General features: G+C 70.0%; 20 protein-coding genes. 9 read left to right on the plus strand and 11 right to left on the minus strand.

Annotated elements, in window-relative coordinates:
• Positions 1-114: 114 nt before the first annotated feature.
• Entirely contained in the window at positions 115-867 is a 753-nt protein-coding gene (locus ACFFCN_RS14350; protein WP_375492672.1) for a TIGR00266 family protein, read from the minus strand.
• A 180-nt stretch (positions 868-1,047) separates the two neighbouring features.
• Between ACFFCN_RS14350 and ACFFCN_RS14355 the strand changes: the two genes are divergently transcribed.
• From ACFFCN_RS14355 to ACFFCN_RS14365, 3 genes are read left to right on the plus strand one after another with little or no spacing between them, the layout of a single operon-like run.
• Positions 1,048-1,875 carry a rhomboid family intramembrane serine protease gene (locus ACFFCN_RS14355; RefSeq protein WP_375492674.1) on the plus strand — a complete coding sequence of 276 codons (828 nt, stop codon included), beginning with the start codon at positions 1,048-1,050 and terminating at the stop codon, positions 1,873-1,875.
• Between the two features lie 32 nt (positions 1,876-1,907).
• Positions 1,908-2,708 (plus strand): glutamate racemase, encoded by an 801-nt coding sequence (murI, locus tag ACFFCN_RS14360; RefSeq protein ID WP_375492706.1) that lies wholly within the window; start codon positions 1,908-1,910, stop codon positions 2,706-2,708.
• Positions 2,705-3,457, plus strand: a complete 753-nt coding sequence (locus ACFFCN_RS14365) for an MBL fold metallo-hydrolase (RefSeq protein WP_375492676.1) — start codon at positions 2,705-2,707, stop codon at positions 3,455-3,457. Before murI ends, ACFFCN_RS14365 begins: the two co-directional genes overlap by 4 nt.
• A gap of 6 nt (positions 3,458-3,463) precedes the next feature.
• Here the strand turns inward: ACFFCN_RS14365 and ACFFCN_RS14370 are convergent, their stop codons facing one another.
• Positions 3,464-3,880, minus strand: a complete 417-nt coding sequence (locus tag ACFFCN_RS14370; RefSeq protein WP_375492678.1) for a secondary thiamine-phosphate synthase enzyme YjbQ — start codon at positions 3,878-3,880, stop codon at positions 3,464-3,466.
• Between the two features lie 33 nt (positions 3,881-3,913).
• Here ACFFCN_RS14370 and ACFFCN_RS14375 point away from each other — a divergent pair, with 33 nt between their 5' ends.
• Positions 3,914-7,117 carry a BTAD domain-containing putative transcriptional regulator gene (locus ACFFCN_RS14375; RefSeq protein WP_375492680.1) on the plus strand — a complete coding sequence of 1,068 codons (3,204 nt, stop codon included), beginning with the start codon at positions 3,914-3,916 and terminating at the stop codon, positions 7,115-7,117.
• 3 nt (positions 7,118-7,120) lie between these two features.
• On the opposite strand, the gene ACFFCN_RS14380 is transcribed toward ACFFCN_RS14375, so the two are convergent.
• The 3 genes from ACFFCN_RS14380 to ACFFCN_RS14390 all read right to left on the minus strand — a co-directional run bounded on the left by ACFFCN_RS14380 (position 7,121) and on the right by ACFFCN_RS14390 (position 10,738).
• Complete coding sequence (locus ACFFCN_RS14380; RefSeq protein ID WP_375492682.1) at positions 7,121-8,035, minus strand: ABC transporter permease; 915 nt, start codon at positions 8,033-8,035, stop codon at positions 7,121-7,123.
• The gene (locus ACFFCN_RS14385; protein WP_375492684.1) at positions 8,032-9,003 is read right to left on the minus strand and encodes an ATP-binding cassette domain-containing protein; all 972 of its coding nucleotides are present in this window, start codon (positions 9,001-9,003) and stop codon (positions 8,032-8,034) included. The genes ACFFCN_RS14380 and ACFFCN_RS14385 overlap by 4 nt, the downstream gene beginning before the upstream one ends.
• A gap of 82 nt (positions 9,004-9,085) precedes the next feature.
• Entirely contained in the window at positions 9,086-10,738 is a 1,653-nt protein-coding gene (locus ACFFCN_RS14390) for a lipase family protein (protein WP_375492686.1), read from the minus strand.
• 85 nt (positions 10,739-10,823) lie between these two features.
• On the opposite strand from ACFFCN_RS14390, the gene rph reads away from it, so the two are divergent.
• The gene (gene rph / locus ACFFCN_RS14395) at positions 10,824-11,546 is read left to right on the plus strand and encodes a ribonuclease PH (RefSeq protein ID WP_375492688.1); all 723 of its coding nucleotides are present in this window, start codon (positions 10,824-10,826) and stop codon (positions 11,544-11,546) included.
• Positions 11,543-12,139 (plus strand): RdgB/HAM1 family non-canonical purine NTP pyrophosphatase, encoded by a 597-nt coding sequence (gene rdgB / locus ACFFCN_RS14400; RefSeq protein WP_375492689.1) that lies wholly within the window; start codon positions 11,543-11,545, stop codon positions 12,137-12,139. Before rph ends, rdgB begins: the two co-directional genes overlap by 4 nt.
• On the opposite strand, the gene ACFFCN_RS14405 is transcribed toward rdgB, so the two are convergent.
• Complete coding sequence (locus ACFFCN_RS14405) at positions 12,123-12,575, minus strand: GreA/GreB family elongation factor (RefSeq protein ID WP_375492691.1); 453 nt, start codon at positions 12,573-12,575, stop codon at positions 12,123-12,125. The two genes, rdgB and ACFFCN_RS14405, sit on opposite strands and share 17 nt — an antisense overlap.
• 474 nt (positions 12,576-13,049) lie before the next feature.
• Between ACFFCN_RS14405 and ACFFCN_RS14410 the strand changes: the two genes are divergently transcribed.
• The gene (locus tag ACFFCN_RS14410) at positions 13,050-14,357 is read left to right on the plus strand and encodes a DUF222 domain-containing protein (protein WP_375492693.1); all 1,308 of its coding nucleotides are present in this window, start codon (positions 13,050-13,052) and stop codon (positions 14,355-14,357) included.
• A gap of 35 nt (positions 14,358-14,392) precedes the next feature.
• Here ACFFCN_RS14410 and ACFFCN_RS14415 read toward each other — a convergent pair whose 3' ends face one another.
• The 5 genes from ACFFCN_RS14415 to ACFFCN_RS14435 form a co-directional block, all read right to left on the minus strand.
• On the minus strand, positions 14,393-15,079 hold the full coding sequence (locus ACFFCN_RS14415) for a hypothetical protein (protein WP_375492695.1): 687 nt from the start codon (positions 15,077-15,079) through the stop codon (positions 14,393-14,395).
• A gap of 29 nt (positions 15,080-15,108) precedes the next feature.
• A complete protein-coding gene (locus ACFFCN_RS14420) occupies positions 15,109-17,175 on the minus strand; it encodes a hypothetical protein (RefSeq protein ID WP_375492697.1) in 2,067 nt (688 codons plus the stop codon).
• Between the two features lie 2 nt (positions 17,176-17,177).
• Entirely contained in the window at positions 17,178-17,483 is a 306-nt protein-coding gene (locus ACFFCN_RS14425; protein WP_375492698.1) for a hypothetical protein, read from the minus strand.
• 1 nt (position 17,484) lies between these two features.
• Entirely contained in the window at positions 17,485-17,907 is a 423-nt protein-coding gene (locus ACFFCN_RS14430; protein WP_375492699.1) for a hypothetical protein, read from the minus strand.
• A 116-nt stretch (positions 17,908-18,023) separates the two neighbouring features.
• Complete coding sequence (locus tag ACFFCN_RS14435; RefSeq protein WP_375492701.1) at positions 18,024-18,320, minus strand: hypothetical protein; 297 nt, start codon at positions 18,318-18,320, stop codon at positions 18,024-18,026.
• Positions 18,321-18,390: 70 nt separating this feature from the next.
• Here ACFFCN_RS14435 and ACFFCN_RS14440 point away from each other — a divergent pair, with 70 nt between their 5' ends.
• Positions 18,391-18,672 (plus strand): hypothetical protein, encoded by a 282-nt coding sequence (locus tag ACFFCN_RS14440; RefSeq protein ID WP_375492703.1) that lies wholly within the window; start codon positions 18,391-18,393, stop codon positions 18,670-18,672.
• 131 nt (positions 18,673-18,803) lie between these two features.
• Positions 18,804-23,414 carry an FtsK/SpoIIIE domain-containing protein gene (locus tag ACFFCN_RS14445; protein WP_375492705.1) on the plus strand — a complete coding sequence of 1,537 codons (4,611 nt, stop codon included), beginning with the start codon at positions 18,804-18,806 and terminating at the stop codon, positions 23,412-23,414.
• Positions 23,415-23,847: the final 433 nt, after the last annotated feature.

Genomic DNA, 23,847 nt, shown 5'->3' on the forward strand with positions numbered 1-23,847 from the left:
GTCCCCGACCTCGAGCCTCAGTCCCCGCCCCGCCTCTTCCGTTGATCAACAGCAGTTTCTGGTCGCCAGGGCAGCCCATACCTGCTGTTGATCAACGGGGATTGTGGGTGGGGCCTAGCTGAACAGGCTGCCGAACCCGCCGCCACGGCCCGAGCCGAAGCCCCCCAGGCCGCCGATGCCCTCGCGCGGTTGCTCCTGCGGCACGGCCTGGGCCACCCAGTGCGCGAAGGCCTCCGGGTTGCGCGATTGCAGCAGCACCCGGCCCGGCCCCCAGAAGTCGAACACCCAGCCCTCGCCGGACTTGAGCGAGCGCATCACGCCGGGGGCCGCCTTGCGCATCTGGAAGCGGATGTCGAGGGCGTAGGCGACGACGTGGCCGGTGTCGATCGTCACCGCCTCGCCCTCCTCGAGATCGATGACGTCGACGGCGCCGTAGATGCTCACCAGCGCCTGACCCTCGCCGCTCGCCCGGAAGCCGAACCCGCCCTCGCCGCCGAACAGGTTCGCCATGCCGCCCCACTGCGTGTCGATCTGCACGCCGTAGGAGTTGGCGATCCAGCTGCCGCGGCGCAGGAAGAACGGCTGGTCCGGGGTGACGTCGATGGAGACCGTGTCGCCGGGCAGCACGCCCGCGACGTCGACCCAGCCGCCCTGCTGGGGAGCCGTGTAGGTGGTGACGAAGAACGAGCCGCCGCCGAGGACGCTGCGTTTCAACCCGGCCATCACGCCGCCCTCGGCCTTCGAGTCGAGCTGCACGCCGGCGCTGTGCGCGATCATCGCGCCGCCCTCGACGCGGACGGGTTCGCCGGGCGCCAGGACGCAGCGGGCGACGGTGAACGACGGGTTGTGGCGGATGTCGACGCGCATGGCGCCGATCCTGGCAGGGGTCGCGCGCCGGCGCTACGGTGCCGGCGATGGTGACCCTGTGCGCCGGTGAGCACCGCGGCCCCGGCAACCGTGCACCGCGTGCCGGGGAACACGCCGTAAATCACCTGCCAGCGGTGCACGGTCGGCGGAACTGCGCGAAGCGGCAACTACGCTCGGCGTGTGAGCGTGCCCGAGCGGCGACCCATGCCCTCGCGACCGGCGACACCGGCCACACCGGCGCCCCCGGCAGCGCAACCCCCGGCAGCGCACTCCCCGGCAGCGTCCACCCCGCCGCAGCGCGGACGGTCACGCCTCGGTGAGCGGTGGGCCGCCGCCAAGGAGCGGGCCGCCGACCAGCAGCCGGGCCGCACGCAACAGCGAGACGAACGCCGCACCCGCGCAGTGCCGAGCTGGCTGGACGCGCGGTCCTGGATCGGCGCCATCGTGTTGATGTGCGTGTTCACCGCGATCCTGTGGGCCGTCGAACTCATCAACCTGACGGAGGATCACGGCCTCGACCGGTTCGGCATCCGCCCGCGCGCGGTGGCCGGGCTGTGGGGCATCGCGACGCAACCGTTCCTGCACCGCAGCGCCGCGCACATGGGCAGCGAGACGGTGCCGGTGATCCTCATCGGCTGGGTCGTCATGGTCGCGGGGCTGCGCACCTGGGCGGTGGTGACCGCGGTCGTCGTGCTGCTGGGCGGTCTGATCACGTGGCTCATCGGACCCTCCGGTGCACTGCTCGTCGGGGCCAGCGGCATGGTGTTCGGCTGGATGGGCTACCTGCTCGCGCGGGCGATCTTCTCGCGGCGCATCAAGTGGATCCTCGTCGCCGCGGCGGTGCTGTTCTTCTACGGCACGCTGCTGGCCGGGCTGTTGCCGTCGCTGCACTCGAACGTCTCGTGGCAGGCGAACCTCGGCGGGTTCGTCGGCGGTGCGGTGGCCGGTGCGGCGCTGCACCCGCGCGGGCGCGACTCCCGGCTTTCGCCGCGGCGCGCCGTATTGTGACGCGCGTGCCCGGCATCGACGCTCCCATCGGCATGATGGATTCCGGGGTCGGCGGCCTCACCGTCGCCCGCGCCGTGCTCGACCAGCTGCCGCACGAGTCGTTGCGTTACATCGGCGACACCGCCAACGGGCCGTACGGGCCGAAGCCCATCGCGCAGGTCCGTGCACACGCGCTGGAGGTCATGGACGACCTCGTGGCGTCGGGCGTCAAGGCACTGGTGATCGCGTGCAACAGCGCGAGCTCGGCCTGCCTGCGCGACGCCCGCGAGCGCTACGACGTGCCCGTCGTCGAAGTCATCCTGCCGGCGGTACGCCGTGCCGTCGCCGCCACCCGCAACAACCGCGTCGGGGTCATCGGCACCACCGCCACCGTGACCAGCGGCGCGTACCAGGACGCGTTCGCTGCGGCGTCCGACATCGACGTCACCGCGGCCGCGTGCCCCCGCTTCGCCGAGTTCGTGGAACGGGGCATCACCAGCGGGCGGCAGCTGCTCGGCCTCGCCGAGTCCTACCTGTCGCCGCTCAACGCGGCCGGCGTCGACACCCTCGTCCTGGGCTGCACGCACTACCCGCTGCTGACCGGCCTGCTGTCGGTGGTCATGGGTGACTCGGTGACGCTCGTGTCCAGCGCGGAGGAGACGGCCAAGGACGTCTACCGCACGCTGCTGGCCGCCGACCTGCTGCGTCCGGACGACGCCACCCCGCCACAGCACGAGTTCCGCGCCACCGGGCCGGCCGAGCCGTTCGCGCGGCTGAGTAGGCGCTTCCTCGGCCCGCAGCTTGCCGGTGCCACTGCGGTGCGCGCGGCCGCGGCGGTCGGGTCCGGACGGTGAAACTCACCGTCGTGGGCTGCTCGGGCAGCGTTCCCGGCCCGGACTCGCCGGCGTCGAGCTACCTGCTGGAGGCCGACGGCTACCGGCTGCTGATCGACCTCGGGCACGGCGCGTTCGGGGCGCTGCAGCACCACGTGTCACCGGGCGACGTCGACGCGATCTTCGTGTCCCATCTGCACGCCGACCATTGCATCGATCTCACCGCCTACGTCGTGGGGCTGCGCTACGGCGGCGACGGTTTCCGCAGCGGCGACCGGCGTATCCCGCTGATCGGCGTGGCCGGCACCCGCGACCGGCTGGAGACCGCGTACGACCCGATGGCCCGCAAGCCGGGAACGCAAGAGCTGTTCTCCTTCCACACCGCCACGCTCGGCGAGCTCGGCCCGTTCCGGATGTCGTATGCGCCGATGAACCACCCGACGCCGACCAACGCGGTGCGCGTCGAGCACGGCGGTCGCTCGCTCGTCTACTCCGGCGACACCGGCGAATCACCCGAGCTCGTCGAGCTCGCACAGGGTGCCGACGTGCTGCTGTGCGAGGCGTCCGTCGGACCGGACGAGACGGTCATCCCGAATCTGCACCTGACCGGCCGGCAGGCCGGCGAGCACGCGCACCGGGCCGGCGTGGACCGGTTGATCGTCACGCACGTCCCGCCGTGGAACTCGCGAGAGGTCGCCGGCGAGCAGGCCGCGACGGCGTTCGACGGCGTGCTCGACGTCGCGACGGCCGGTGCCGTCTACGAGATCTGAGGCTGCTCAGCCGGCCAGGAAGCTCAACCGCACATTGCGCTCCGGGTTGTCGATATTCGTGTCGACGAGGCACACCGACTGCCACGTGCCCAGCTGCATCCGCCCGGCCAGTACCGGGACGGTCATCGACGGCGCCAGGAACGCGGGCAGCACGTGGTCGCGGCCGTGCCCCGGACTGCCGTGCTCGTGCTGCCAGCGGCCGTCGCGCGGCAGCAGGTCGTCGAGGGCGCGCAACAGGTCGTCGTCGCTGCCGGCGCCGGACTCGAGAATGGCCAGCCCGGCGGTCGCATGTGGGACGAACACGCTGAGCAGCCCTTCCGCGCCACCACTCGCGGTGTCACGCAGGAACTGCGCGCACTCGTCGGTCAGGTCGTAGACGCCTGCGCGTGAGCCGGTCCCCACCGGAATCGTCCTGCTGTCCATAGGCCGATGGTGCACCCATGCCACAGTTGACGCATGCAACTCGCCGTCCTGGGACCGCTCGAGGCGGCCGACGACGACGGGCGGCCGGTGGCGATCGCCGGTGCGCGGGTCCGTGCGCTGGTGACGCGGCTCGCCGTCGACGCCGGTCGCGCGGTGGCGCTCGGCCCGCTCGCGCAGACGGTGTGGGGCGACACGCCTCCTGCGGAGGAGACCAACGCGTTGCAGACCCTCGTCTCGCGCGCGCGCCGTGCGCTCGGCGGCCCGAGCGCGATCACGCAGTCCCCGGCGGGGTATCGGCTCGAGGTCGATCCCGGCTGCGTCGACCTGCACGCCTTCACCGCGCTCGCCGCGTCCGGCGGCGCGGCCGTGCGGGCCGGCGAGTACGCGACGGCCGTTCGCGATCTCGACGCCGCTTCCGCTCTGTGGCGCGGCGACCCGCTGGTGGACGCCGTGCAGTTCGGCGATGCGCTCGCGGCGCGGGTCGATCAGCTGACCCGGCTCTGGCTCGGCGTGCGCGGCGATCGCGCCGAGGCGCTGCTGGCCGGCGACCCGGCACAGGCGCCGACGCTCGTGGGCGAGCTCGAGGCGCTGGCGCTCGAGCACCCGCTCGACGAACGGCTGGCCGGCCAGCTCGTGCGTGCGCTCGCGATCGCGGGCCGGCAGGCCGACGCACTGGCCGCGTACGAACGGGTGCGCGTACAGCTGGCCGACGAGCTCGGCGTCGACCCGTCGGCGGAGCTGCAGCAGATCCAGCTGGCCGTGCTGCGCGGGGAGCTCGCGGCCACGGCGCCGGCGGCACCGCGGCGGACCAACCTCAAGGCCCAGCTGACCAGCTTCGTCGGCCGCGACGCCGAGGTCGCGCGCATCGCCAAGACGCTCGAGCAGAACCGGCTGGTGACGCTCGTCGGGCCCGGCGGCGCCGGCAAGACGCGCCTCGCCAGCGAAGCCGCAGCTCGCTGCACCGACAACGCGCCGGACGGCACCTGGCTCGTCGAACTCGCGCAGGTGAGCTCCGGCGCCGACGTACCGCAAGCCGTCGTGGCCGCGCTGGGCCTGCGCGAGACCCACCTCATTGAGCGCCGCGGCGCGCCACCGGCAAGCCGCGATGCTCTCGCCCGGCTGCTCGAAGGGTTGGCCGGCACGCAGAGCCTGTTGATCCTCGACAATTGCGAGCACGTCATCGAGGCGGCGGCGAGCCTGGCCGACCAGTTGCTCGCCGACAACGAGCAGCTGCGCATCCTCACCACCAGCCGCGAACCGCTGGGCATCACCGGGGAGACGCTGCTGGCGGTTCCGCCGCTCGGACAACCCGCCGCGGACGCCGGCGCGGCCGAGGCGCTGGAGTTCCCCGCAGTGCGCCTGTTCGCCGACCGCGCCGCGGCGGTACGCCCGGACTTCTCGGTGGACGACACCACGATCGCCGACGTGATCGAGATCGTCCGTCGCCTCGACGGCCTGCCACTTGCGATCGAGCTCGCGGCGGCCAGGCTGCGGACGCTGCCCGTCGGCGAGATCTCGACCCGGCTCTCGGACCGGTTCCGGTTGTTGACCGGCGGCAGCCGCACCGCGTTGCCACGCCACCGCACGCTGCGCGCGGTCGTCGAGTGGAGCTGGGGATTGCTGAGTGCGCCCGAGCGCACGCTCGCCGAGCAGCTGTCGGTCTTCGGCTCGGGCATCACCGCGGAGTCCGCGGCGGCGGTCAGCGACACCCCCGCCGACGTCCCGGAGCTGCTGGCCTCGTTGATCGACAAGTCACTGCTCGCGCCGGTGGCCGACGGGGTCCGGCTGCGCATGCTCGAAACGATCCGTGAGTACGGCATGGACCAGCTCGGTGAGCGCGGCGAGCTCGTCGAGATGCGGCGCAGGCACGCCGACTACTTCGCCGACCTGCTCGCGACCGCCGAGCCGCACCTGACGCAGGGCGACCAGCTGCCGTGGTTCAAGAAGATCGCCGACGAGCAGGACAACATCCTGAGCGCCCTGCGCTTTCGCTGCGACGACGGGGACGCCGACGGATCCCTGCGCATCGCGATCGGGCTCAGCGCGGCCGCGATGCTGCTGGGAAATCACGCGGACGTGCCGGGCTGGGTCCGCGAAGCGCTGTCCACGCCCGGCGACGCCGACCCGCAGTTGACCCTCATCGCGCGGGCGCTGCTGACGCTCAACGTCGCGGCCGGTGCCACGAACGAGGTGCACGCCAGCGCCGAGGACAAGAGTGACCTTGCGCAACTCGCCGAGCAGCTGCGCGACGTCGACACGACCGGCCGCAACTCGTCCATCCACCTTCTGCGCCCGGCGGTTGCCTACTTCGCCGATCTGCCCGAGCTGGCGGCGGACTACATCGAGCAGGCGGCTGAGTCCGACGATCCGTGGGCGCGGGCCGCGGCCGGCATGTTCCGTGCCTCGTTCGCCGAGAACGAGGGCGACGTCGCGGGTATGCGGGCCGCGGGGCAGCAGGCGCTGACCGCGTTCCGGGCGATCGGGGAGCGGTGGGGGATCACCAACAGCCTGCGCATCGTCGCGCAGCTGGCGGTGCTCGACGGTGACCTCGACGCCGGTGCGACGGCGTACGAAGAAGCGTTGGCGCTCACCCAGGAGCTGCGCTCGCACGACGACGAAGGTTTCCTGCTCAGCCGGTTGGCCGACCTGGAGCTGCGGCGCGGCAACCTCGAGGCCGCCCGCCGCTACACCGAGCAGGTGGCCGTGCGCGCCGAGGAGTCCGGATCGACGATGGAGGCGGTGTTCGCGCTGGTGGTGGCCAGCGGCATCGAGCGGCGCGCCGGTGACGAGGATGCGGCGCGCCGGACGCACAAGCAGGCGCTGACTGCACTCGCCACGCTGCCCGAAGGCCATCCGGCCGCGGCGCACATCAGTGCGATGCTGCTGAGCGACGAGATGCAGCAGGCGATGGCGGACGGCGAGCCCGAGCGTGCCGGCGAGATCGCGACGCGCGCCTACACCGCCGGCGTCGACACCCACGACTCGCCCGTGCTCGCGATAGTCGGTGTCGCCCTTGCCGACCACCGCCGCGCGTGCGGCGATCCCGTCGCCGCTGCGCAGGTCTTCGGGGCGGCGGCCAGGTTGCGCGGCAGCGACGACTGGACGGCGATCGAGGTGGCGCAGTTGCGCCGCGACCTGATCGCCGAACTCGGTGCGGGCACCTTTGCGACCGAGTACGAACGCGGCAAGGCGCTCGACCGCGAAGCCGCGGTCGAGCGCCTGCGTCCGACGAGCTGAGCTCTACGAGCGCCGCTTGTAGGCCCGCATCGCCAGCGGCACGAACACAAGCAGCAGGCCGGCCATCCAGACGAGCGTCCAGAGGACGTTCGTGCCGACCGGGCCGCCGATCAGCAGCCCGCGCATCGCGTCCACGAGTTTGGTGATCGGGTTGACGTGGTTCCACGCCTGCAGCCAGCCCGGCATGGTCTTCGTCGGCGTGAAGATGCTGCTGCCGAACGACAGCGGGAACAGCAGGACGAACATGATGCCTTGGACCGAACCGGCATTGCGGGCCTTGAGGCCGACCCACAATGACACCCAGCAGAAACAGAGGGCGAAGCCGATAGCCAGGGCGACCGCGCCCAGGGCGGCGAGCACGTTCGTCTGGACGCGGAACCCCAGCACGTAACCGAAGCCGAGGGTGATGACGCAGACGAGCAGGTAGCGCACGAAGTCAGCCACTACGGCGCCGACCAGCGGCACCGACCGGGCGATCGGCAGCGCCCGGAAGCGGTCGAACACGCCGTTGTCGATGTCGGCGTTCATGTTCTGTCCGAGCGCGATGCTGCCGAAGACGATGCTCTGCGCGAGAAGCCCCGGCAGCAGGTACTGCAGGTAGTCGTGGCGATCGCCGCCGCCGATCGCGCCGCCGAACACGTACACGAACAACAGCAGGAAGATCATCGGCTGGATCGTGACGTCGATCAGCTGTTCCGGTGTGCGGGCGGTCTTGATCAGGTTGCGCATGGCCAGTACGAACGCGTGCCGCACGCTGCGGCGGACCCTGGAGCCACGCGCGGTCGACTGCGTGTTGCGCGTGCGGTTGGCCGGGGGAGCGGGTGCGTCGGACTTGGTCAGGGCGGGAGCAAGCTTTTCCGGGGTCTTCGCAGAGTCGTAGAGGGTGCTTTGCGGAGCGATTGTGTGGGGTTGACTCATGCTGCGTCCTCCTCGTCGGTGGTCTCGTCAGTGGATGCGACCGGGCGGCCGGTGATGGTGAAGAACACCTCGTCCAGGCTCGGCAGGTGCAGGGACAGCTCGGTGACGGTGATGCCGGCCGTGTGCAGTCGGCTCACCGCTGCGGCCAGCGCGGTGTCGTCGGTGACGGCCACGCTCAGCTCGTCGCGCCCGCTCGTCTCGACGGGCTTGTCGCTGAGGGTGCTCAGCACCGAGCGCACGTCGTCGAGGCGTTCCGGCTCGGCCGGGCGGACGGTCAGCCGCTGGCCGCCGATCTTGCGTTTGAGCCCGAGCGGCGTGTCATGGGCGATCACCGAACCACGGTCGATGACGGTGATCTCGTCGGCCAGTGCGTCGGCCTCTTCCAGATACTGCGTGGTCAGCAGCACCGTCGACCCGTCGGCGACCAGGTTGCGGACGACGCCCCACATGGCCTCGCGTTTGGCCGGGTCCAGGCCGGTGGTCGGTTCGTCGAGGAAGACGATCGCCGGGCGGCCGACCAGCGAGGCGGCGAGGTCGAGCCGCCGCCGCATGCCGCCGGAGTACGTCTTGGCGATGCGCCCGGCGGCCTCGGTGAGGTCGAACCACGCAAGCAGCTCGTCGGCCCGTTGGCGTGCCTCGCGGCGGGTCAGGTCGAGCAGCCGGCCGATCATGGTGAGGTTCTGGACGCCGGTCAGGTCCTCGTCCACCGAGGCGAACTGACCGGTCAGGCCGATCTGCTGGCGCACCTGCTCGGGCTGGCTCGCGACGTCGAAGCCGGCTACCCGCGCAGATCCCGCGTCCGCGCGCAGGAGCGTGGCAAGGATGCGGACGGCGGTGGTCTTGCCGGCGCCGTTCGGGCCGAGCACGCCGAGGATGGATCCTTCGCGCGCAGCCAGATCGATGCCGGCGAGTGCTTGGGTGTCGCCGAAGCGCTTCGTGAGCCCTTCGGCCTCGATTGCGTATGTCATGTCTAGAACTCTGCCCCGGATCGCTGGCAGGGTGCGTGCACGGCGCTGACAGCGGCTGGCTGCCGCTGTCAGCGGTGCGGCGTCAGGTGCGCCGGTGCTCCCGGGGATAGGGGAGCGGCCGCGCTGTGGGCCTCGGCCGCAGACGCTGGGGGACCACGATCGCCACCGCGGCAGCCGCCGGTCGCCGGGCGACCCACAGCAGCCCCACGCCGATGCCGAGCAGCAGCGTCGCCCACAGCAGCAGCTGCCCCGTCGGGGTTCCGGTGCTCGCAATGGCGTCGGTGGCCGACTTGGCCGCCGGCGTGGAGCCGTTGCTGACCCGGTTGCCACTGCCGGACGAGGAGCGGTGCGAGGACGCCGACGAGGGATCGCTCGGCGGCACGGGCAGCGGCTTGAGCGAGTTGCCCGGGGTGAGGGTGGAGCAACTGCTCGTTGCTGGAGTCGGCACCGTCACCGCTGCGAACCGATCATTCAGGAACCCGATGGCACCAGTCGGGAAATAGCTGAGGAAGGTGTTGGTGTGTCCTGAGTTGAACACCTGGTACTGAACAGGGACGCCGCGGTGGCAGTAGGTGTAGGCCAGGGCCTCGGTGTCGCGCATCAGCATGACGCCGTCACCCGGGCCGTACTTGGGGCTCGGCGGCGTCATCTCCCCCTGCGGGCCGGTCGGGTCCGGGTCGACGCCCTGCGCGATGTACATCGGCGCGGTCGGGGTGCCACCCGTGCTCATGATCGACTTGTTGTTCGCCCGCACGAACTCGGGCACCTTGGCGAAGTCGGCGTACTGGGGTTTGACGAGCTGCGAGTACTTCAGCCCGGGATGTTTGCTGAGCAGCTGATCGATGCACACCTTGCTCGCGTCGTCGGCGAGCTTCCTGCCGTACGCACTGGCGTACTTGTCGCTGTCGATCCCGAAACCGCGGGCCGTGCCGAGCAGGCCGCCGGGAATGACGCCGGACCATTTCGGTGAGCCGCTGATGTACTGCAGGTTGTGGTACGGGTACACGTACACGCCGCCGAGGGCCGTGCCCACGATCCGCTTGCTCACGTCGGGTGCGTACGAGTGTGCGAGTTCCGCGGCCCATTCGCCTGCGATCGCGCCGCCGGAGTACCCGATCAGCCCGACCTTCGTGTCGCTCGGCAGCGCGACGGTCCCGGTCAGCGGGTCCGTGTTGCTCGTCGTGTAGTTCAGTGCGGCGCGGATGCCGTCCAGGGTCTGCCAACCCTCCTGCTGGGCGGAGGTCCAGGCGAGGTCCTCGCCCTCGTAGTCCGAGATCACGACGGCTTGGCCGGCGGCGAGGAAGGTCCCGACCAGCGGCCCCTCGTCCTGGTTCGTGCCGCCGTCGCTCGAGCCGCCGTTGTTCAGCCAGTAGGACGGGTCGCAGCCGGGTTGCAGTGCGTCGTAGAACCACTGATCGCTGACCAGCTGGTGGGTGGTCGTGTGCGGCTCGATCAGCGACGTCACGGTCACCGTCGGCTTCCCGAGCTCGGTGGTCGTGCGGTAGAGCAGCTGCACGCCGTTGTAGGTGGCCGGGACACCGGACGTCTCGTGGTAGGTGATCGGACGTGTCCGGATCACGGAGCCAGGTTTGAGGTGGGCGAGTTTCGCGGCCGAGGGTGACGTGTAGAAGGAGTCGACGTTCGGCTTCGGCTTGTCCGCGGCGCCGGCGCCGGGCTGACCGACGATGAAGACCGCGACGGCGCACAGCAGCCCGCCAATACCCCGTTTACGCATGCTCGCAGTGAACGCCGTCTTGCGCGCATGTCAACTCAGGAGGGCACGCGATCGGTCCGTCCGGGCGCGTCGCTAGGGTCGGGGCATGCCGCGCCCGGATTCCCGCGCCCCCGATCAGCTCCGACCGATCACGATCACCCGCAACTGGCAGGCCTACGCCGAAGGGTCTGCGCTCGTGGAGTTCGGCGAGACCAAGGTGCTGTGCGCGGCCTCCGTGCAGCAGGGCGTTCCGCGTTGGCGCAAGGGCAGTGGGCTGGGGTGGGTCACGGCGGAGTACGCCATGCTGCCGCGGGCCACGCTGACCCGTAACGACCGCGAGTCGGTGCGCGGCAAGATCGGCGGCCGTACCCACGAGATCTCGCGTCTCATCGGCCGGTCGCTGCGCGCAGCGATCGACCTCTCCGCGCTCGGCGAGAACTCGATCTCGTTGGACTGCGACGTGCTGCAGGCCGACGGCGGCACCCGCACCGCCGCGATCACCGGGGCCTACGTCGCGCTGGCCGACGCCGTGGCGTGGCTGCGTGAGAAGAATGCGCTGGCGCAGCCCGAACCGCTGATCAACTCGGTGTCGGCGGTGTCCGTGGGAGTGATCGACGGCGAACCGCGGCTCGACCTGATGTACGAGGAGGACGTGCGCGCCGAGACGGACATGAATGTCGTCGTCACCGGCGCCGGCGCGTTCGTCGAGGTGCAGGGCACCGCCGAGGGCGCGCCGTTTCGCCGCGACGAGCTCGACGCGCTGCTCGATCTCGCCGTCGCCGGCTGCGCCGACCTCGCTCGCGCGCAGCAGCAGGCACTCGGTTCGTGACTTCGCAGGTCCTGCTCGCCAGCCGTAACGCGAAGAAGCTCGGCGAACTACGGCGCATCCTGGCGCCGGCGTTGCCGTCCGTCGAAGTGCTGGGGCTGGACGACGTCGCGTCCTACGACGAGGTGCCCGAGTCGGGCGCGACGTTCGTCGACAACGCGCGGATCAAGGCGCAGGCCGGGTTCGCGCACACGGGCCTACCGACCGTCGCTGACGATTCGGGCCTCGCCGTCGACGCGCTCAACGGCATGCCCGGCGTGCTCTCCGCCCGCTGGGCCGGCGCGCACGACGACGCCGCCAACCTGCAGTTGGTGCTCGCGCAGCTGGCCGACGTGCCCGACGAGCGGCTAGGCGCGGCGTTCGTGTGCGCGGTGGTGTATCTCGACGCGGACGGCGAGATCGTCACGGAGGGCCGCATGCCGGGGCGGTTGATCCGCGATCCCCGTGGCGACGGCGGGTTCGGGTACGACCCGATCTTCGTGGCAGACGGCCACACCGAGACCAGTGCGCAGTTGAGCGCCGCGGACAAGGACGCGATCAGCCACCGTGGGCAGGCGTTGCGCGCCCTGGCCGCGCAGCTCAGTCGATCGCGATGACCTTGGCGTCGAGGTTCACCCGCGGCCTCGGCGAGTAGCTCACCGTGCTGCCGGCACTTGCGCCCTGCAACGCGCGGCCGAGCGGGCTGCCCGGCGTGATGACGTCGAGCCCGTCGCTGGCGGCCTCCACCGAGCCGAGCAGGAAGGTCTCCGCGCCGTCGCCGAAGTCGACGGTGACGACGTCACCGACGGACACCGTGCCGTCTGCGGCGCTGCGGCCGGCCGCCGTTTCATTCAGCTCCACCTCGACCGCGACGATGCGCTCGTCGAGTACCGCGAGGTTCACGTGGCCCTCGACGTTGGTGGCGCGGTCGGCGTCGTCGCCGACACCGGCCGGAGTGATCTCGGCCAGCACCTGATCGCGCTGCGCGCGCAGGTCGGCCAGCCGGAAGGTGAGGGCGTCGCGGTGCGACTGCCGGTCCAGAGTTGCGGTCATGGTCGGGGGTCCCTTCGTACGAAAGCTTGTCCTGCCAGGCGGCGCGTTTTTCGTGCCGCAGCGTCGTCGTCCATCCGTGTCTTCGAGTGGGTGGAACGCGCCTGGCGCCCTCAGATATGCCCGCCTGTTCGATGCATCTCACCGACGCCAGCTGTGTGGTCCCTTTGATCACGATATGGCTGTCTGATGTGACCGAATTAGGCGCGGACTGCATCGTCGGTGAGGTGCCGTAGCAAGTACGTGCGCGAGAAATGACTTTGCGCGTAAACGGGCAGTCATGAGTATTTGATCAAAGTTTTTGGCTTGCGCCGCGCTCTGGCCAAGCGAGTCCAAGAGCGCAGCGACGAGGGAGTTGTCCGGCTGGTTCGGTGTGCTTCTCGGCTGCCGGTCACGCTTCGCTCATGTGCTTGTACCCCCCGTGTTTGTTGGGGTAGAGGGTTGTCAACGGGCGGTCGATTCGATAGAATCGAATACATGAGCGATACGTTGGTAGCGGGGCAGGCGCTGGGTCTGCTCGCGGCCGCGCACACGCTGCTGGACGACTTGTTGACCATGGACGTGACCCGGGATGCCGATGACGAAGTGCTCGCAAGCCTGCAAGAGATGGAACGGCTGCGCCGGCGCCTGGATTCGGCGGACTACCGGCTGATCCACGAGGCCGAGCGGCGCGGGCTGCCGCACCTGCATGGCTGCAAGAGCACGGGGCGGTTCCTGGAACGGATGCTGCGCGTGGACGGCACCACCGCGCACCAGCGAGTCCAGGCGGCTGCGGCGGCGGGTCCGCGTACCGGGTTGACCGGTGACACGCTGGGCCCGGTGTTCGCCCACGTCGCCGCCGGACAAGCGGCGGGGGTAGTCAGTGAGCGGCAGGCCCGGCTGATCGAGAAGACGATCGACGACCTGCCCGACCAGGTTGCCGCGGTGCACGGTGACCAGGTCGAGAAAGACCTCGTTGGGTATGCCGCGTCGTTCGGCCCGAAACAACTCGGCGTGATCGCGCAGCGGATCGTGGCGCACCTGAACCCGGACGGCACCCTCACCGACCCCGACGCGGTGCAGCGGCGGCGCGGGCTGTGGCTGATCCGCCACCGCGACGGGTCCAGCCGCATCGAGGGTCACCTCAGCGAGGAATGCACCGAACGGCTGCTGACCTTCTTCGACACCGCCGCCGCACCCCGCCCCGCCGTCGACGGGGTGAAAGACCCCCGCCGGCCCGAACAACGCGCCCACGACGCGCTGCTCGACCTCCTCGAAGCGGCGGTCCGCGGCGGGATGGTGCCGTCCAACAACGGCGTCTCCGCGACCATCGTGGTGACCATGACCGCCGACCAATACCTCACCGGTGCCGGCCTGGCGCGGACCGGGCACGGCGCGACCGTCCCCGTCCGGACCATCAAGGGCTGGTCCGGTGGGGACGCGGAAGTGCTGGCGGTGGTGGTCGACAGCGTCAAGGCCATCAGTCACTACTCCACCACGCAGCGGATCTTCACCGAACAACAACGAAGGGTGATCGCCGCGCGGGACAGGGGCTGCACCTTCCCCGGTTGCCACGAGCCACCGGGCAGGTGTCAGGTCGACCACATACCGAGGTGGGAAGACACCCACACCACCTGCGTCGACGGTGGTGCCCTCAAATGCCGCTACCACCACCGAGAACAACAACGCCTCGGCTACCGACCCGTCATGATCGACGGCATCCCGTACTGGATCCCACCCGTCTGGATCGACCCGGCACAGACACCCGTCCGCAACACCCTCTTCGACGACATCCCCGCGGCCTGACTGCGGCGAGAGTGCGGAAGCCAACCCGGCGAGACTTACCCACCGTCCTCGGCAAGCACGTCGATGATGATCGACTCAGGCACACCCAACGCCGCCAATGTCTCGCGGCGCCGCGCGTCCAACCACCGCAACTGATCGGAGCGTGATTCCGACGCCGCGACGTCGCGAAACTGCTCCCACCACGACCGCTCCTGCTCAGGCCAAGGGTCGTCGCCACTTTCCAAAGCGAGCGTGTCGTCGATGACGGGCAGCGCGGGACCCGCGTCGGCAATCACCCGCAAGCCCGCCAGAGCCGGCCAGGTACGGGGGACCTCCTCCGGCGCCTGTTCCCACATGATTGTGTGCGCTTCGACCCAGTCCCATGCACCTTCGTCGATGAAGTGTGCCCGCGCCGGTCCCGCAATCCAGATCGCCAACTGATCAGCCGCCACGTCACTCAACGGCGCGTACCCGCCGGACGGCAGATCGTCACCGGTGTACTCGTCCTGTCGCAACGTGATGACCGGCGCCCACGGCTCAACCAACGCCTGATGCGCTGCGAACAGCCATCCCTCTCCGCCGCTGCGATGGCCGAACGCAACCGAACTCAGCCACCAACCCACCCGCCCGAACACCAGACGAGCCGTACCGCGCTTACCTGCCCGCGTCCACTCGCCACCACTGCCGTCTGCGACATCCTGAACCAACTGCTGCCAGGCCGCCTGCCATGTTGTCCCTGCCACGACCCTCATCCTCCTCGATGCAAACCCGCCTATGGCCCAGGCTTGATTTCTTGGATCTTCGATCGCGGAACACCCGTTCGCTGCTCGACTGTCCGGGCCCACTTGTTGGTGATCTTCGCGTTGCCGGTTTTCAGGTCGTAGACGCGGTCGACCTTCCACTGCGTTCTACCGTTCGGCAATGTGACTTCACGCTCGACGATCACATCTGGCCGTACCGAACCCTTCGCGCCGGGGGAAACTACTTGTCCCCTGTCGCCGAACGAGATCTCGCTCTGTACCCGGTAACCGCTGCCCGGGGGGAACGTCTTCTGCAACCGCGCCCCCACAGCGCTGCTCAGGTCGGTGTGGGCCCAGGTGCCCTGCACTGCGGCACTCGGGGGTTTGCCACCGTGCGCGGCCTCGTAGGCCTGCCACCGCGCGGAGGTCGGGTCGCTTGCCGCCTTCCATGCCCCGTCCGCCTCGCGCTGCAGCTGCGAGCGGATCGCACCGTGCACCGCATCGAGCTGCGCGGGTGTCATCTTGCCGGACGTGAAGGCGTTGCCCGAGATCGTCTTGAGGTTGCCATCGGCATCGGTCGTGTAGCGGATGCCGTCGAACTCGTACGAGATGCCGGGATGCGGCGTCTTCAGGGCCTCTTCCAGTGCCGCCTTGTCGGTCAAATTGATCACTGCGCCGGCGCCGCTGACCTCCTGCTCGAGCTTGGACAGATCGACGCCGTCGCGCAGTTCCTTCTCGGTGAGACCGCCGATGCGCAGCACCTTGAGCACCTTGGCCAGCTTCGACCCGTCGGACAGCAGCTTGCCGCCGAGCGCCGCGTCGCCGATGAACGGGATCATGCCGGCCGTCGTGATCCCGGCGTCGGCCCAGTCGCCTTCGGCCGCGTACCACGCGGCGTTCGGCGCGTTCGCGAGATCGCCGACGAACGGAATCAGCCCGATCACATTGAGGATGTCGTGGCCCCACTTCTCGTACCAGGGCTCGGCGTCCCGCTCTGCTTTCGCCTCCTTCGCCGACTCGGACAGGGTGCGCACGTCGAGCATGACGGGGCTGGTCTTGTCGCCGTTGATCGCCGCCTGCAGTGCCAGTAAGGGAGTGCTCGAGCCACCGAACTCGTAGTCGCGCGACAGCACGTGTTGCAGGAAGGCATTGACCGCCACCTTCTTGCCGTGCAGCGGCACCTCGACGGTCTTGCCCGAGGTGAACGCCCACTTCGCGACCGCCGGGTTGTGGCTGAGCGCCGACATCAGCGCGACGATGGGGTCGGTGAAGGTCTTGCCCTGCGGCGTGACAGCCGTGCCCATGCTCGCGGGCGGATACCAGAACACGTCGTCGTTCTGGTCCTTATCGAACGCCTTGATCACCGTTGTCGCGTGCTTCAGAAACGCGGTGGACCAGTTGCCGCGGGCCATGATCATCATCAGCACGCCGCGGCCACCCAGGTCGTAGCGGCGGTCGTTCACGGCTTCGTCGGCACCCTCCGGCGGCATCGTCATCCACCGGACGTAGTTGTCGGTCCACTTCTTGCCCAGCGACAGGTCACCCGTCCCGCGGGTCGCGAGGCTGAGGGTCTGGCCGAGACCGGTGAGGACCTCTTCGTACTGCCTCGCGTCGACGTCCCCGTTCAACCGGCCGTCGCTGCCGAAGTTGTCGCGGATGTACTCCTCGAGCGCTTTCGGCGAGGTTTGCTGCGCGAACACCTTGGCGAAGTACGGGTCGTACCCCTCGGTGGACAGCAGCGCGAGCAGGGCCTTCGTGTTGCCCGTCTTCATGTCGTTGACGGCCTGCTTGGCCTTGACCGCCGCCTGGGCCGGGGTCAACTTCGAAATCGCCGACTCGTCGAAATTGACGTAGTTGGACCGATTGGGTGTGGCGGCCTGCAACGCCTCGGCCATCGCCAGCCGACGGCGGGTCGGCACCAACTCGTCGCTCACCCAGGACGCAACCGGCGTCGCCCGCGCGACCTCGCCGGGCTCGAGCATCAGTTCGGACAGCGTCGACTGCAACAGCCCGACGTTCGAGCGCACGGTCGACTCCGCCGACTCGAGCGAACTCACCAACGAACGCATCTCCGCGACGTTGATCGAACACATTCCCATGTCTAATACCTCGCCATGGCGCTGAACTTCGCCCAGTGCGCCTGGAACGAGTTCGCGTCCACCATGTCGTGCTCGGAGTTGATCTTCGCGTTGATCTCCTGCACGGCCGACTCGCCTGCGGTGTGCAGCGTGCTCTTCTTGGCCTTCAGGCCGTGCTCGAACTCGGTAGCCACCGACGACTGCCACGCCCCCGCGGCCATCGCCGACATCGCGCCCTGCAGAGCGCGTTCAAGGGCGTGCGCCTCCGCGGTAACCCCTGGGCGCGCCTGCTCCAGCGCGGCCTTGTACGGATTCGGGATCTGCGTCATGTCATCTCGCCCCCTGGTGCGGCGCCGGGCCGTGCTCGCGCGTCCACGTCTCGCCGTAGTGCTGCAGCCGGTTCATCAGCGCCGGATCGAACGTGTCCGGCGGCACCGGGCCGTAACCGTGCTCGGCGTGGAACTCGCCGTCGTAGTCCACCTTCAGCTCGAGGCTCGTCCAGCCCTGGTCGTCGAACATGTCGTGGTAGGCCATCGCGAGGTCGTACACCTGTGGGTCCTGGTCGAACTGGCCGAAACCCCACGTGACCCCGTGGTTGACCACGCCGACCAGCAGCCAGGTGAAGCTCGGTTCGCCGTCGGCTGACTTGTACTCGAACGCCGCGTAGGTCTGTATCCAGTTCGGTGGCCCGATGTCGGCGATACACCGCACGAGCGCCTCGAGCGCATCCTGCCGTACCAGAACGTCCTGCATCCGTGTCCACCCCAGGCTCGAATCGTCATAGCCAAACGATCTACCTCCAGGCTATTGGACGATCGGCGACCTCGACCGGCAAGATCAGCGACTGCGACCGGCAAGGTTCGCCCGCGTCACGAACCGTCTTCACGGGAGCTGGCAGGGGTGGCCGGGACCGGACCGGCAATGTCGGGCTCGGGAACCGGCAATTTCGCCTGATCGGCGTAACCATCCGACGTCTGCTGATCGATCGGGACATACCGGGCCGAGCCCGGTTCTAACGCCTGCGGACCGGCAAGATCGGCCGTGCGAACCGGCAAGCTCTGCGCGAACGAACCCCCCGTTTTCCGGGCCTTCCGGGTGTTCGGGGCGGCTGTACCGGCAACCTTCGCGCGCAGCACCGGCAAGATCGGCTTTTCGTCTTGACCCACCCCCGCACCGCGTCGCTATGGTCGATTCACAACATCAATTCGCGACCACGCGACGACCCGAGGAGTGATCATGGCCGGCGGTTCAGTTGGTGCCGAACTCAGCACCCTGCGCACCCTGCACACGACGTTCAACCAGAAGGCCAGCGAGGCGATCGACATCAAGTCGGCGGTCGACAAGGGCGTGCACAGCGCCGTGTGGACCGGTAACTACGCCAACGACTTCCGCAACTCCTGGCAGGAGTACCGCAAGAACCTCGACCACCTGCACACGGCCCTGACCGGCGCCGCGCAGAACGTGCGGTCGAACCACAACAACATCGCCGAGGCGACGGGCGAATCCGACCGGATCTGACCCGACACCCAGCTGCTCGACCCCGCAGGCCCGTCGGCCTGCGGGGTCGACGGCGTTAATGCCGCGGACACCGGCGTACCTGTGTGGTTGGCGTTACCGTTATCGCACCTGCATCGACGAGAGGGTCTGCCGTGCGCCTGTTACTCACCGCGGTTGTCGACGGCATGCCGACCGACCTGGCCGTCGACTGCGATGACGACGCCGTCGTCGAGGACCTCTCGCGCGACCTCGCCCGACAGCTGCACGTCCGCACCGCGGCCCTTACCCAACCGACCGGCGGCCGCACGCTCGGTCTGGTCCGGGACGACCCGGCGCAGGAGACCGCGCCGACCCTGTTCCTCGACGGCCGCCCGCTCGACGCAACGGAGCGCATCAACGCCAGCCCGCTGCGGCACGGGGCGATCGTCGGCGTCGGCGCGCCACTGGCCGACGTGCTGCGTGAGCCGGCGGGCGCGGTCGAGATCCGCATCTCCGGCGGCCGGGGCGCGGGTCGCGTCCAGCGCCTGGCCGCCGGCAGCTACGTCGTAGGTTCCGGGCGCGACTCCGCGATCGTTCTCGACGACCCGTGGCTGCCGCCGGTGGCCTGCCGGCTGGACGTCGATATCGCAGGCTCGGTCACCGTCACGCCCGACCCGTCGGTGGCCGGCCAGGCGGTGCCGTCCCCGCGGCGCACCTTCCCCCTCACCGGACCGATCGTCATCCCGAGCGAGAGCGGGCCGCCGGAGATCAAGCACCACTGGTGGCGCAAGGAGCGGCTGCCCGAGCCCGCGCAGCTGGTCTCGGACATGCAGCACAACATCGACCCGCAGGCCGACATCCCGCTCGTCCACCTGGACCGGCGCCCGCTCGACGCGCCGATGACATGGCAACCGGGCCAGGCGCTGGTGATCGGCCCCATCCTGCTCGAGCTGTCTCGCGTGACGGCGCCGGACGCATCGCTGTCGTTCACCCAGGGCGGCCTGACGCTCGATTACAACCGCCCGCCGCGGCTGCTGCCACCACCGCGCGAGACCAAGTTCGTGCTGCCGACCGAACCGGTCAAGCCGGAGAAGCAGCCGCTGCCGATCGTCATGGTCCTGATGCCCGCCGTGCTCGCGGTCGGCATGTACTTCTACACCAAGAGCCTGTTCTCGCTGCTGTTCATCGCGATGATGCCGGTGATGGCGGTGTCCACGTTCACCTCCGGTCGGCGGCAGGCCCGCGACCGCTACAAGAAGGAGATGGCCGACTACGCGCGGCGCATCCGCATCGTGCGCCAGGACGCCTACGACGCGCTGGTCGCCGAACGCGCGCTGCGCCGCCGCGACCTCGCGGACCCCGCCACCCTGCTCGTCACCGCCACCGGCCCGCGGATGCGGTTGTGGGAGCGTCGGCGCACGGATCCTGACTGGCTGTCGGCGCGCGTCGGCACGTCCGACGTTCGCAGCGACATCACGATGGAGGACAAGAACCGCGAGTCGCACGAGGCCGCGATCGCCTGGACGGCGCCGGACGTGCCTGTGGCGGTGCCACTTGCGGAGGCGGGCGTCACCGGCATCTCCGGACCGGACATGCTGCGCCGCGCCGTCGGCCGGTGGATCGTCGCCCAGGCCGCCGTGCTGCACTCCCCCGCCGATCTGGAGATCGTGCTGCTCGCCGACAAGGACAGTGGCCCGGAATGGTCCTGGCTGCGGTGGCTGCCGCACTCGCGGGTGGCCGACGACGCCGGGCCGATCTCGGCGACGGGCAACGACGACGACTCGGTGCAGGCGGTTGTGCGCGGCCTGATCGCACGGGTGCAGGCGCGCCGGGCCGCGGCCGAGGGCAGCAGGACGCGCGAGCTGCCGATCGAACCGGTGCTCGTGGTGCTCGACGGCGCACGGCGCATCCGGTTGCTGCCCGGCATGGTGTCGCTGCTGCAGGACGGCCCGCCGAACGGCGTCTACTTCCTCTGCCTCGACGCCGACCAGCGTCAGCTGCCCGAGGAGTGCCGCGCCGTCATCTCCTTCCCCGACCCGCAGTCGGAATTACTGCGGCTCTCGGTGACCGGGCAGCAGGACATCGAGGCAGTGCGCCCGGACCTGGTCGACATCTCGTGGTGCGAACGCGTCGCCCGGGCGCTCGCGCCGATCCGCGACGTCAGCACCGAGGACCTGTCCGGCTCGTTGCCGACGTCGTCGCGGCTGCTGAGCGTGCTGGGCATCGAGGAGCCCAACCCCGAACCGATCGCGATGCGGTGGCGCAACGGCGGCCGGACGACGTCGGCGGTCATCGGCGAGGGTCTCGACGGGCCGTTCGCCATCGACATCCGCCGGGACGGGCCACACGGTCTGGTGGCCGGCACGACCGGTTCCGGTAAGTCGGAGCTGCTGCAGACGATCATCGCGTCGCTGGCCTACGGCAACCGGCCGGACGAATTCACCTTCGTACTGATCGACTACAAGGGCGGCGCCGCGTTCAAGGACTGCGTGCGGCTGCCGCACACCGTCGGCATGGTCACCGACCTCGACGGCCACCTCACCACGCGTGCTTTGGAGAGCCTCGGCGCGGAGCTGCGTCGGCGCGAGCACCAACTCGCCGGCGCCGACGCGAAGGACATCGAGGACTACCTGGCCGGCCGCGGGCCGGACGACGCCCCGATGCCGCGCCTGATGATCATCATCGACGAGTTCGCAGCTCTGGTCGCCGAGCTGCCGGACTTCGTCGTCGGGCTCGTCGACATCGCCCGCCGCGGCCGTTCGCTCGGCGTGCACCTGCTGCTGGCCACCCAGCGGCCCGCCGGCGTGGTCAGCGCGGAGATCAAGTCGAACACCAACCTGCGTATAGCGCTGCGCGTCACCGACGACAACGACAGCTCCGACGTCATCGAGTCCGGGGACGCCGTGACGATCTCCAAGTCGGTGCCCGGCCGCGCATACGCCCGGCTCGGCCACTCCAGCCTGCTGCCGTTCCAGTCCTCACGCGTCGGGGGCCGTCCCCGCGGTGAAGGCGGTCGCGGCGCCGTCCGTTCCCGGCCGTTCGCCTGGGCCAACATGTCTGCGCCCGCCCCGGCCAAGGCGGACGACGACGAGGACGACATGAGCATCCCCAGCGACCTCGCCACGCTGGTCGCCACATTGCAGACGGCCGCGGAACAGGCCGGCGTCGACACCCCGCCGAGCCCGTGGCTGCCGCCGCTGGCCGAGACGCTCACCCTCGACGACGCGCACGAACTCGACTTCACGACGCCGGACCGTCCGGACATGGCGCCGCTGACGTTCGGCGTCGTCGACATCCCGTCGGAGCAGGCCCGCTCACGGGCGACGTGGGATCCGGTGACCGGCGGGCACCTGGTGTTCGTGGGTGCGCCGCGCTCGGGACGCTCCACGGCGTTGCGCGCCTTCGCCGGCGCTGTGGCCCGCGAGGCCGACATCACCGACGTGCACCTCTACGGCGTCGACTGCGGCAACAACGCCCTGCTGCCGATGCTCGCGTTGCCGCACACCGGCGCGGTCGTCACCCGCGACCAGCCCGACCGGCTGTCGCGGCTGACTACCCGGCTGCTCAGCGCGATCTCCGAGCGCCAGCAGCTGCTCGCCGAGCACGGTTTCGCCGACGTCGCCGAGCAGCGCGCCGCCACCGCGTCGCAGGACCGGCTGCCCTATCTCGTCGTGCTGTTCGACCGGTGGGAAGGTTTCCTCGCGGCCTACGACGGCGTCGACGCCGGCGTGCTGATCGACAACTGGCAGCAGATCCTGCAGGAGGGCACCGGCGTCGGGGTCAAGGTCATCGTCAGCTGCGACCGCACGGCGCTGACCGGCCGCATGTCGACGTTGATCGACGACAAGATCCTGCTGCGCCTCGTCGACCCGGGCGATTTCGTTGCGATCGGGCTGAAGGCCAAAGAGGTGCCCGAGTACATGCCGGCCGGCCGCGGCTTTCGCTCCGAGGGCACTCGGGAGACGCAGGTCGCCCTGCTGGCCGAGGACGTCGCCGGCTCGGCGCAGGTCAAGGCGCTGCAGGAGCTGGGCCGGTTGGCCGGCGAACGCGCCAAGGACGTGCCCGCTGCGCTGCGCCCGTTCCGCGTCGACGCACTGCCCGCACGCATGACGCTCGCCGAGGCGCGCGCGCTGGACAACGGCCCGGTCGAGGCGGAGGACACCATCTCGATCCCGGTCGCCGTCGGCGGCGACACGCTCACCCTCTACGGCTTCGACCCGATCGAGCACGGGCCGGGCATCCTCATCGGCGGACCGCGGCGCACCGGCCGCTCGACGGTGCTCAAGACGGTCGCGCAGGACGTGCTCGCCCGCGGTTGGCAGACGGTCGTGATCACGCCGCGGCAGAGCCCGCTGCGCACCGGGCTGCCGGACGAGGCGAAGCTGTTCACCCTGGACACCCCCGAGGACGAGATCATCGCCGCGTTGGCCGAACTCGCGCAGGCCGAGCACAGCGCACTGATCGTCGACGACCTGGAGATGCTGGGCCTGGACGGCATGCTGGCGGATGCGATCGGTGAGCACGTCGACGCGCTGCGGGACAAGGAGAGCCTGCTCATCGCGGCGGGCGCGCTGGAGGACATGGCCAGCACCTACCGCGGGCCGGCGGTTGCGATCAAGAAATCGCGTTCGGGCATCCTGTTCGCGCCGCAGAGCCAGGGCGACGGCGACCTGTTCGGCATCCGGCTGCAGCGCTCGATGGTGGGCGCACCGCCGGTTCCGGGACGCGGGCTGCTGGTGCGCAGCGGCGCGTTCTTCGGCGTGCAGACGGTGCTACCGGACTGAACCGGCGCGCGCCGGTCCATGCCGGTGCGCTGCGGCGCCGGTGCGATGCGGCGCCGGTGCGCTGCGGCGCCGGTGCGATGCGGCGCCGGTGCGATGCGGCGCCGGTGCGATGCGGCGCCGGTGCGGCCGGTGCGGCCGGTGCGGTGCTTACCGGCGTAGCTGAGGGCCAGGGATCGAGTAGATGGTCTCGGCAAGACGCCAACTGTTTGTCGCCCGAGCGACCGATAGTTAGCGAACCGGGGGTGAACGCGAACTTTTGGTCGCCTGGGCGACGCGAAGTTGGCGTTTCTCCAGGCCCCTATGTAGGTGCCCGCGGGTGCCTGGGCGGCACGACCCCAAGACCCGTACGTGAGCGACCGCCGGCGGCAGCTGCGGCAGTTTCGGCGGGTGGCCGCGGGTGGCCGCGGGTGGCCGCGGGTGGCCGCGGGTGGCC

This window comes from uncultured Jatrophihabitans sp. (genome assembly GCF_964246335.1).
GTDB lineage: Bacteria > Actinomycetota > Actinomycetes > Mycobacteriales > Jatrophihabitantaceae > Jatrophihabitans.